The organism is Methylocystis sp., from assembly GCF_050246715.1.
Lineage (GTDB): Bacteria > Pseudomonadota > Alphaproteobacteria > Rhizobiales > Beijerinckiaceae > Methylocystis.
Genome location: NZ_JBFWVN010000078.1, coordinates 1 through 10,793, shown reverse-complemented (window position 1 = coordinate 10,793; position 10,793 = coordinate 1). Strand labels below are relative to the sequence as shown.

Genomic DNA, 10,793 nt, shown 5'->3' with positions numbered 1-10,793 from the left:
TTGATGCTTCAGTTCGCGCCGGGGGTGAAGGTGTATCTGGCATGCAAGCCGGTCGACATGCGGCGCGGCTTTGATGGACTTGCCGCCGATGTCGCGCAGGTTCTCCGCGCTGATCCCTATTCGGGCATGCATTGGGCTCCGGCGCTCGCCGTCAATAACGCGACCGCCTCTCGCTAAGGAGCCGCGGCAGAAAGGCGCGCGAAAAAACCGACGCCGCCCGCGTCGACCTTCTTCTCACCGAACTACGCCTCTCCGGCGAGCACACTCGTCCGGACCGCGCTAGCTGATAAGGAAGGCTGGCCCTCGAGACGACGCCTGCGATCTTCGTGTCGGGAAGAAAACTGCTACATGCCCTTCACGTTCTCGAGATTTTTCCGACAAAGAGCTGGATGCAATCGACGCGATCACGAATGAACATTGTCGGCAGCGAGTCCAGTCGCGTTACGGTGCGGACGCCTTAGCTGAGATCCCGTTGGTGCGCCCGCATCGGAGATCGGCGGTTATGCGCCTCTGGCCCCTTCCACGGTTCGCGATTCATCCATAGCGTTCCTCGCACGGAGTGATGACAGGTTTCGTCAGAAACTCTGGATGTGGACACATCCGCGTTTCCTGAGCCCCCTGTAGGATGACCTTTCGAGCGGAGAGCCCGGCCGGTAGTCCGGCCGTTTCAACTCAGCTCTTTCAACCTTCGAATTGCTCAGATGGGGGGCGGATGAGATGCGCTGGCGTTCTGCACTGATGCGGTCGACAGGCCGGATCGGGAACTTTCCGGCCGCTAGCGCGTTTTCTGTGAGGAGCGAATAGCTGGCTTCGGAATAGAGCGTCCCAATCAATAAAGAAAGCGCGAAAGGAAAGAAGAAGGTGGCGCTTGCGGAACGGATTCGAGTTGGGATCAGACCTGCCATTCCTAAAGGAGTGGGGCGGCTGCTTCTGACTGTGATGGGACTCGCAGTGGTAGCCGCGGTCGTTCTCAGGATTTGTGTACTTGGCTATCCAGCCATGGCGTTGTGGTTAGCGGCGGCTTTTTTCGCATGGGCATTCATTTACGGAGCTTTTCGAGCTTCCGAGGCGCCGAGGCGACCGTTCAGATAAAGCGGAAGGCGCGCAGTGCGGCCAAGCGCTTCGTCTCAGGCGACGGATCCCAGCTACAAAGAACACCGGGCGCGCAGCTGGACATGTGCGCAATCTGAGCGGACGAACGCTTCTCGCCGAGTTCGATCGTGCATCTGAATCGGATCAGTCGCGCCCTTCTAGTCGTCGGCATGAGCATTGTGCATCAGTTTTCTAGCCGGCGCCGCGGAAGAGGCTCGCGATTCAGTCAGGTCGCTCGTCTTAACGAGTCTGTATGGACTCTCCGGCCTTTCAGTGCGCCAAGCGAGTGCGTCGTCGCAAGGAACCCGCGCAAAATCAAAGCCCGTCGGGATATTTCTCGGTGCTAACCATGTGCGACTAAAAAATCAAGAAATTGACAGGCTTGTTCAGTCGACGCGCAACTTTTCGCCGCATTTTGGTGCAAAGTAACTCCCAGACAAGCTTACATATTTGACGGATGGCTTATCATGTTCAAGCGTGTTCCGACATCGAAGGCAGGTTTATCGAAAATAGCTCCCCTTGATGTCTTCTGGGCGATTGCCGCGCCAATTTTGGCCCTCGCGCTGCGCGATCCAAATCTTCTCGACATTGGCGATGCAACGGAAGGCATTCCCCCCGGCTATCAATATATACTTGTGACCATCATCTGCGCGATTCCGGCGTTCTTAGTTTTTCGGATCAGCGAGGGAATGAACCATTTGTTTTCTGTTCACGACGCCTTCGCAGTTTGCGCTGCCGTGGCAGCGACAGTCGCTTCCAGTAGCCTCTTCCTGTTCGTTTTGACTCGCCTCGACGGCGTGCCGCGCTCTACGCCGCTTATTTGTGGGTTGGTCCTGGGCGCCGGCTTGATCGTCGACCGGGCGATAGCGAGGGTCTACCATCAGAAACTCATTACACACAAAGCGAAGCACGAAGCCACTGCAGCGCCACAAGACTTGCGGCGCATAATCCTGATTGGCGCCGATCGATTTTCGGCGTTGACAGCAAAGCTGCTGGAACATCAGCGTCCACGGACGACGCAGGCGGTCGCCGCAATTGACCCTCGCGAGGCCCTAATCGGACGGGCTATCGCTGGGGTAAAAATCGTCGGATCGGTGGAAGATTTTGAAGCCATCGTCGACGAATTTGCCGTTCACGGCGTTGAAATCGACGAAGTTTGGCTTTCAGACGATGTAACAAGTTTGTCGGATGACACTATAGAGAGGGTGAGCGAGCAATGTGCGACGCGAGGACTCAAGTTTGCACGGATATCCGAGGCGTTGAATTTGACGCCTTCGATCATATGCGCTTCCGATAACTGGCGCAGCGACGCCGATGACGCCACGAGACTTGGCGGTTATTTTAAGTTGAAACGCGTTATTGATTTTATAGGGGCCAGCGCGTTGCTCCTGGCGCTCATGCCGCTGACGTTAATTGCCGCCTATTTGGTTCTTGTCGATGTCGGCGCCCCAATGATCTTTTGGCAACAGAGAATCGGACAGAACGGGCGTAGATTTCTCGTGTACAAGTTCCGTACCTATCGCGCGCCTTACGATAGAGGCGGCAGAAAAATTCCCGAAGAGCAACGTCTCTCCAAAATTGGCCGCGCGATCCGCGCGGCGCGACTGGACGAAATTCCACAATTGTTGAACGTGCTGATTGGCGATATGTCGCTAATTGGTCCGCGCCCACTCCTGCCTCACGATCAGCCGAGCGATCCGCGTCTGCGCCTTCTGACGCGGCCCGGCATAACAGGATGGGCGCAGCTCAACGGCGGAACTATCGTGACGCCAGAGGAAAAGGATGCACTGGACATCTGGTACATCCATCACGCGTCGCTGTGGCTAGATCTGAGAATCGTGGTGAGCACCCTGTTGTTCGCATTTAAGGGCGAGAAGGTGGATGACCTTGCTTTGAAACAGGCGATGCGGTGGCGGGAGGAGCATATGGCGGCTCGCAACCTCGTTGAGGGGGAACGGCAATTAGCAGCCGAAACCGTGGGCGAAGGCCCAGTCTCGCTATTGAAAGACAGAGCCGTTCAAATCTGATCGGAATAGCGCGCCTCACGCGAAGTATCGGACCTGCCGCTTGTGCCTGCGCCTCCAGTCCTACTTGCGCTCATGTGCATGGGCTTCTCGTCCCCAGCTTGGGCCGTTGGTTCTCTAGCGAGAGCAGCTTGCAGCGGGTGAAGCGACCATCGCTGTGCGATCGTGAACCCGCATGGAGACATGTTTTGAGCCGTCGGCGATGGAATAGCGGCAGGGACGGCGCACCGCACGTCGTCGGGGCTCGTTTCGTTCTGCTACCCGCCGACTCTTAGCGTTCGTGTTGACAGAGTCTGCTCAGCTGGGGATTTCGCCGCCAACTTGGGTTTAGAGCACTCCGGAATTTTTAATGGGGCGGTCGGTGACGCAGTGATGCCGAAGTCCCCTGAACAGGTCGCGGCAAGGATTAGCGCTGCTCCTCTTTTTCTGCGCCGGCGGGGTCGAGGGTGGTCTTTTGGATAAAGTTCGTGGCATTATGATTTAAACTGCTGAAAGGATACGCGTTTTTATGAATATCCCTATGCTGTCGATGCTAACCCGAGGGCATTCGACTGGGTCCACTCCGTCTCACGTCGCCCTCATAGCAGAGGGCATAGAGGGCTGGGCGACAAAGCAAGACATCGATTATTGCCGAACTCTGAGACAGAGCATCGGGGCATTGCGCTGCGCGGCGAATGCAGCCATTCGTTTCAAGATACCCTACCTCACAATAGATTTTCGTTCTGCGACTAGGTATTTCTCCGGTAAGGGAGCAAGCAAACTATTCCAAATCGGTCTTGAAGAGTGGCTTCATGATCTTAGTGTTCGTGGCGCTAACATTAGAGTAAAGGGTTCAGAGATGGATTTTGCGAGCAGTAAAATTCGGAAAATCGACAACGAAAATATCGAAATATTTCTTTGCCTTGAGTGCGATTCTCGAAAAGAAATAGTGGAAGCTGTGCGGAGGTTGGCGCGAGAAGTGGTGAGCGGCGAAATACAGGCTAACAATATAAATGTGAATAAAATATCAGAAAAGATATCCCCGTTAAACTTACCAGATCCTGATTTAATCATCGGAATGTCACGGGACCAGAGCCTTTCAAATTTTCTTCTTTGGCAGGCCGCTTACGCAGAATTTTACTTCCTCCCCATTGATTGGCCGGATTTCGGCGAGGCTGACTTCGAGATGGCCATTCAAGATTACGCCCGCAGGCACCGGCGTTTCGGAGGTCGCTAGTGCACTGAGGCCGACGTAGGATTCACAAGTTCGGCGCGGCGTGCGAGTCTGGGCTCATAGCCCAGACTGTCAGCATCATCTTCTGCGACGAAGCCCGCAAGCGGCTGAGGCATTCGCCTCGGAACGTTCTCAACCCCTGAAGCGTATCCAGCGCGCGAAGATCGTGCTCCATGCCGCCGAGCGGTTGCCGGTTCTCGAAGTCGCTCGGCGCGCGGGAATGAGCCGCCCGGCGGTTTGGCGCTGGCAATTGCGATATGCACAAGAGGGCCTCGACGGCCTGCTGTGCGACAAGACCCGCAAACCGGGACGCGCGCCGCTCGCGCAGAAGATCGCCGGCAGAGTTCTGGAACTGACCCGCGCCGAGCCGCCGGATGCTGCCAGCCATTGGACCGGCCGCGCCATGGCCAAAGTCGCAAGTATCTCATTGCGCGCCGTGCAACGCCTCTGGGAAAATCATCGGCTCCAGCCGCATCGTCTCCGAAATGTCCGTGTAGAGGGCATGCAGTAACTTTAGGCCCTCCCACTTGGGCGCGGCGCGACTCCAAACCCCGCCATCCAGCACTCGCGAACTTGGCGAGCCGATTTTTCCCCACGCGATTAGCTTCGATCTAATCTCACTTCGATGACGCCGGGAGCGCCTCTATGTTGGCGCCACCCGCGCCTGGAGACATTTCGGATGGTGGTTACGTCAAAAAAAAGGCTTTATTTGCTGCGAAGTTAAGCTGTTTGCCGGCGTCAGAGTTGGGGTTGATTTTATGATAGATCTGCATTCGCATATCTTGCCAGGAATTGACGATGGCGCAGCCGACTTGAACATCGCGCTTGAGATGGCGCGTGTCGCTGTTGCCAATGGCGTCACTGTTCAGGCTTGCACTCCCCACATCTTCCCTGGCGTGTATGATAATTCCGGTCCGCAAATTCGATTGGCGGTCGATGAATTTCAAAAGTGCCTGGATGAACATGGGATTCCTTTGCGCCTGGTGACCGGCGCTGACGCCCATATCGTTCCAAATATGGCCGAAGGATTGCGATCTGGCGCAATCTTGTCGCTCGCTGATACCAGATACGTGCTTGTGGAGCCCCCGCATCACGTCGCGCCGCCGCGCATCGAATATCTCTTCTTTGAGCTTCTGACGGCAGGTTACGTGCCAATTCTGACACATCCTGAAAGATTGACGTGGATTGAATCGCGTTTTGACACGTTCGTTCAGCTCTTTCACGCCGGCGTCTGGATGCAAGTCACCTCTGGCTCAGTAACCGGCTCCTTCGGCAGGAGGCCTCAATATTGGTCTGAGAGATTGCTGAATGAGGGAATGGTGCATATTTTGGCCTCGGACGCCCACGGAGCGCGGCGCCGAAGGCCAGACCTTGCGCAGGGGAGAACGGCGGCGGCGAAATGGGTGGGCGAATCAGAGGCGGAACAACTTGTTCTTGTTCGTCCCCGAGCGATTTTGGAGAATGTCGCTCCCTCTGACGTAAACCCCCCTGCCCGTGCACACGATTCGAACTCGAGCGCCCGCCACGGTTTGGAGGGCCGTTCTAGCGGACATCGGTCACGAGGGAGGGGGATTCGGCGCAATAGCGGGTCGGAAGAAAATCCCCGACACGGGGCAGATCGCGGTTTTTCTGGATTGCTTAACCGCTTATTTGGGTAAGAGAAGCTTAAACTTCAACAGCTGCCCTTTGCTGACATTTGCGCGCAATCTGTCCAGGTTCAGAGCCCGAGGTTTAAGGCCTCAGAATTAAGCAACGCGCCCTACTCCACCGTCACGCTCTTTGCGAGATTACGCGGCTGATCCACGTCTTTGCCCATGAAGGTCGCGACGTGATAGGCGAGCAGCTGCGCGGGAACGGCGTAGACGATGACCGCGAACGGGCCCGCCACGCTCTCCGCCATTTCGATAAAACCGGCGAGTTCGGCGGCGGCGGCGTCCCGCGCATGCGGCGAGCCGATGAGAATCAAGTGACCGCCGCGCGCGGCGACCTCCTGGAGATTGGAGACGGTCTTTTCGAGACTGGCGTCCGGCGGCGCCAGCACGATCACCGGCATGGCGTAGTCGATGAGCGCGATCGGCCCATGCTTCAATTCGCCCGCCGCATAGCCCTCGGCGTGAATATAGGACAGCTCCTTGAGCTTCAGCGCGCCTTCGAGCGCCAGCGGAAAAGCGGGGCCGCGCCCGAGATAGAGCACGCTCGACGCTCGCGCCACGTCGCGCGCCACAGGTTCGATCTGCGCCTCGCGCGCGAGCGCCTGCGCCATCTGACCCGGCGCGGCGACAAGCTCCGCGACGAGTTCGCGTTCGCGTTCCTTGCTCAGAACGCCGCGCGCGCGGCCCAGCGCCAGCGCCAGACAGGCGAAGACCGCAAGCTGGCAGGTGAATGCCTTCGTCGACGCGACGCCGATCTCGGGGCCAGCCAATGTCTGGGCGACAGTGTCGCTCTCGCGGGCGATCGTCGACGTTTCGACGTTGACGATCGAGAGAATGTGCTGGCCCTGTTCGCGCGCATAGCGCAGCGCGGCGAGCGTATCGGCGGTTTCCCCCGACTGCGAAACGAGAATGGTCAGCCCGTTCTCGGGCAGCGGCGCCTCGCGGTACCGAAATTCGGAGGCGATGTCGATTTCGACCGACAGGCGGGCGAAGCGCTCCAGCCAATAGCGCGCCACGAGCCCGGCGTAATAGGCCGTGCCGCACGCCAAAATCGTCACGCGCGACAACGCCTTTGGATCGAATTTGATGTCGAACGGCAAGCGCACGACCCCTTCGGCGAGATCGAGATAATGGGCGAGCGTGCGGCCGACGACCTCGGGCTGCTCATGGATTTCCTTGGCCATGAAATGCCGGTAATTGCCCTTGTCGACCAGGAAGGAGCCGGCGAGCAGCGGCTGAAAGCGCCGCTCGACGGGAGCGTCATTGGCGTCATGGAATCGCACGCCTTCGCGCGTCAGCGTCACCCAATCGCCCTCGTCGAGATAGGCGATTGATGTCGCGAATGGCGCAAGCGCCAAAGCGTCGGAGCCGAGATAGACGCCTTCGTCGCTCCTGCCGACGGCGAGCGGCGAACCGCGTCTCGCGCCGATCAGGAGATCATTCTCTCCCTCGAAGAGAAAGGCGAGCGCGAAGGCGCCCTTGAGCCGCTTCAGCGCCGCGGCGACGGCTTTCTCCGGCGTCGCGCCGTTCTTCAGCTCGTCGGCGACGAGATGGGCGACCGCTTCCGAATCCGTCTCGGTCGAAAAGACATGGCCCTTCGCCGAAAGTTCGGCGCGCAGCTCCCGGAAATTCTCGATGATGCCATTATGAACCACTGCGACGCGATCATTGGCGTGCGGATGGGCGTTGTTCTCAGTGGGGCGACCATGCGTCGCCCAGCGCGTATGGCCGATGCCGACCGCGCCGGAAAGCGGTTCGGCCGCGAGCTTTTCTTCGAGATTTTTGAGCTTGCCGCTGGCCCGCAGCCGGGTCAGCCGGCCATTCTCCAGCGTGGCGATTCCGGCGGAATCATAGCCGCGATATTCGAGACGCTTGAGCGCTTCGACGATCCGCCCCGCGACCGGACCCGTTTCGATAATTCCCACAATGCCGCACATGACGACCTCCAAAGCGATAGTAGCAAGAGCGCCGCCGAAGCGAATGGGGGCGGGATCGACGACAGATCTACGGTGAATACGCGCAAGAAGCGCGGCGTCATCAATCCTTCGCCTTTTTCGCCGCCTGCGCCATGCGAAACGAAACCGCCCAGCCCGCCTTCTCCATCTGCCGGCTGCGCGCCACCGCGAGCGCATCTGGCGCGATATCCTTCGTAATGACGGAGCCGGAACCGACATAGGCCCCCGCGCCGATCGTCACCGGCGCGACGAGCGACGAATTGGAGCCGATGAAGGCGTTGGCGCCGATCGTCGTGCGATATTTGAGGAAGCCGTCGTAGTTGCAGGTGATGGTTCCCGCGCCGATATTGGCGTTGGGGCCGATGTCGGCGTCGCCGATATAGGTCAGATGATTGACCTTGGCGCCTTGCGCGACAGTGGCGTTCTTGATCTCAACGAAATTCCCGACCTTGGCTTTTTCCGCAAGCGCCGCGCCCGGCCGCAGCCGCGCGAAGGGGCCGATCGTCGCGCCCTTTCCGACGCTTGCGCCTTCGAGATGGGAGAAGGAATGGATCACGGCGCCGTCGGCGATCGTCACGCCGGGGCCGATGACGACATGCGGCTCGATGGTCACGTCGCGGCCGATCATCGCATCGGCGGAAAGAAAGACGGTTTCCGGCGCGATCATCGTCGCGCCTCCCGCCATGGCGGCGCGCCGCAGGCGCGCCTGCGCGACGGCTTCGGCCTGAGCGAGCTGAATCCGGTCGTTGACGCCGAGCACTTCGCTTTCGTCGGCGATGACGACTTTGGCGTCGCGGCCGTCGGCGCGCGCCAGTTCGACGACGTCGGTGAGATAGAATTCGCCCTTGGCGTTTTTGTTGTCGATCTTTTCGAGCAGGCGCAGTGCATGGGCGCCGTCGATCGCCATCAGGCCGCCGTTGCAGAGCGTGAGCGCACGCTCTTCCTCGCTCGCGTCTTTCTCCTCGCGGATCGCGGCGAGGCGGCCCTCCGCGTCGCGCAACAAGCGTCCGTAGCCGAAGGGGTTGTACGCTTCAAAGCCTAGAACCGCGACGGCGGCGCCCTCGGCGATGGCGGCGCGCATTGCGCCGATCGTCGGCGCGGTCAGGAGCGGCGTATCGGCGAAAAGCACAATGAGGTCGTCGCATCCTGCTGCGATTGCGGCGCGCGCGGCGAGAACGGCATGCGCCGTGCCGCGCCTTTCGCTCTGGACGAACATTTCCGCGTCGGGAATGCAGCGTCGCGCTTCAGAGCCGACGTCGTCGCGTCCGGGACCGACGATCACGGCCACTCGGCTGACGCCAGCTTTGACGGCGCTCGACAGAACATTTGCGAGCATGGACCGGCCGGCGACCTCGTGCAGCGCCTTTGGACGGTCGGATTTCATCCTTGTGCCTTCGCCGGCGGCGAGGACGATCGCGAGCGCGCTTCTTTCTGTCGGCATCAGGCGCCCAAGGGCTAGACGTTGCGCAAGGAGCCGGCGAGGCGACGTCGCGTCCCGATGCCGCAATCCACGTCTGATGCTCCTTCAAAAACCCGATGGCCTGTTCTTCGGAAAAGCGGGGTTTTCCATGCGCGTACGTCGGATCGCGTTCGAATGAGCGCGTTCAAGGCGCACACCCACGAGTAGAGTAAGCGTAAGGGCGAAAGTGGGGCGAGTTAATCGGGTGGCGCCACAACAATCGCGCCACAAAGGCCAAGACTCGCCTATCGCGACTGAACAGAGCGTCTGCGCGACGCAAAAATGCAGTGAGCAATGAAGGAATCGAAGTAGTCCAAGATGGCTTACAAACGAAACCGGCCTTTGTCCCGCCTCAAATTAAGAGGCAGGACAGTAGGCCGATCGTTGAAAAAAGAACCAGACCGGCTCCATAGTCGAGCCAACATACTTACCGTCAGGGGCTCGCCGGGCCCGGGCTGCCGGGAGGAGCCGACGAGACAGTGGAAACGGGAACCGGTACGTAATTAGTGCTGCCTGAGTGGATTGACGCGAGACCTGCCGCGAGGCCGCCGCCAGCCGTCGCCAGGCCTAGGCCAATGCCGACCCACTCAGAGCCGCCCGACGACGGATCGACAAACTGCGCATTGAACGAACAGGGCGAATGTTTTGCGACTCTCGTCAATGAATTTGCGCCAACATTCACGCTGCAGCCATCAGAATAGACGAGTCGAGCGGCTCCTTTGCGTCCAGCTTTAATTTTATCTCCGGGCGAAAGTTCGGTCGAGCCGTTAACCAAACTGAAGCCTTTGTCGCGCCCTATCCAAACGTCACCCCGAACGCCTTCCAGCGAAGCGGCTTGGACTGACCCGCTCGCGAGCAGCGCCGCCAACATGAACCCCTGATTGATTTTCATAATCGCGACTCCTTTGCCCAACCCGTTAGCGATATTGAATCCGCAACTTCTTAAAATAAGCAGTAAGAGCGGACCCTGAGGCTAACTTTATGCAAATGAACTATTTTTCACAAGGCTCGCAATTATGGTCGGGTTCTTTTTTCCGAACTGTTGCAGATACGCAACAGCTATGCCGCCTTCCCTGAATCCGATCTCTATGAATCGGGATCAAACGCCGAGAGCGCCGCAGAGGTGGCTGCCGACGAATCCGGCGCCGCCCGTCACCAAAATGCGCTCGAAGGCGGCCATCGCGCCCTTTGCCTCAGGTTAGTCCGACTCGCGCCGCAGCCGATCGAGATCGGCGTCAACCATCTCGCAGATCATTTCACGAAGATCGATTTCCGGCTTCCAGCCGAGAACCCGCTGCGCCTTGCTGGAATCGCCGAGCAGGACGTCGACCTCGGCCGGACGATAGAACTCGGGGTCGATGACGACGAATTTTTCCATGTCGAGGCCCGCGTGGTCAA

General features: G+C 59.1%; 8 protein-coding genes and 1 pseudogene. 5 read left to right on the top strand and 4 right to left on the bottom strand.

Annotated features, from left to right (window positions below; translation table 11 throughout):
- The first annotated feature begins 3 nt into the window (after positions 1 to 3).
- The 5 genes and pseudogenes from tnpB to AB7I51_RS16600 all read left to right on the top strand — a co-directional run bounded on the left by tnpB (position 4) and on the right by AB7I51_RS16600 (position 5,987).
- Complete coding sequence (gene tnpB, locus AB7I51_RS16620) at positions 4 to 177, top strand: IS66 family insertion sequence element accessory protein TnpB (protein WP_428406334.1); 174 nt, start codon at positions 4 to 6, stop codon at positions 175 to 177.
- 1,382 nt (positions 178 to 1,559) lie between these two features.
- Positions 1,560 to 3,119: a sugar transferase gene (locus tag AB7I51_RS16615; protein WP_428406333.1), complete on the top strand. Its 1,560-nt coding sequence runs from the start codon at positions 1,560 to 1,562 to the stop codon at positions 3,117 to 3,119.
- A gap of 505 nt (positions 3,120 to 3,624) precedes the next feature.
- Positions 3,625 to 4,332 carry an undecaprenyl diphosphate synthase family protein gene (locus AB7I51_RS16610; RefSeq protein ID WP_428406332.1) on the top strand — a complete coding sequence of 236 codons (708 nt, stop codon included), beginning with the start codon at positions 3,625 to 3,627 and terminating at the stop codon, positions 4,330 to 4,332.
- A 56-nt stretch (positions 4,333 to 4,388) separates the two neighbouring features.
- A pseudogene (locus AB7I51_RS16605) lies at positions 4,389 to 4,822 on the top strand (helix-turn-helix domain-containing protein); the annotation flags it as partial.
- 265 nt (positions 4,823 to 5,087) lie between these two features.
- Positions 5,088 to 5,987, top strand: coding sequence for a tyrosine-protein phosphatase (locus AB7I51_RS16600; protein ID WP_428406331.1), 900 nt, complete (start codon positions 5,088 to 5,090; stop codon positions 5,985 to 5,987).
- Between the two features lie 101 nt (positions 5,988 to 6,088).
- On the opposite strand, the gene glmS is transcribed toward AB7I51_RS16600, so the two are convergent.
- From glmS to AB7I51_RS16580, 4 genes are all read right to left on the bottom strand, one after another.
- Positions 6,089 to 7,918: a glutamine--fructose-6-phosphate transaminase (isomerizing) gene (glmS, locus tag AB7I51_RS16595; RefSeq protein ID WP_428406330.1), complete on the bottom strand. Its 1,830-nt coding sequence runs from the start codon at positions 7,916 to 7,918 to the stop codon at positions 6,089 to 6,091.
- 100 nt (positions 7,919 to 8,018) lie between these two features.
- Positions 8,019 to 9,377 (bottom strand): bifunctional UDP-N-acetylglucosamine diphosphorylase/glucosamine-1-phosphate N-acetyltransferase GlmU, encoded by a 1,359-nt coding sequence (glmU, locus tag AB7I51_RS16590; protein ID WP_428406329.1) that lies wholly within the window; start codon positions 9,375 to 9,377, stop codon positions 8,019 to 8,021.
- Between the two features lie 451 nt (positions 9,378 to 9,828).
- Positions 9,829 to 10,287: a hypothetical protein gene (locus AB7I51_RS16585; protein ID WP_428406328.1), complete on the bottom strand. Its 459-nt coding sequence runs from the start codon at positions 10,285 to 10,287 to the stop codon at positions 9,829 to 9,831.
- Between the two features lie 306 nt (positions 10,288 to 10,593).
- Positions 10,594 to 10,793: GDP-mannose 4,6-dehydratase (locus tag AB7I51_RS16580; RefSeq protein ID WP_428406327.1), on the bottom strand; the 200-nt coding region annotated here is incomplete at its 5' end.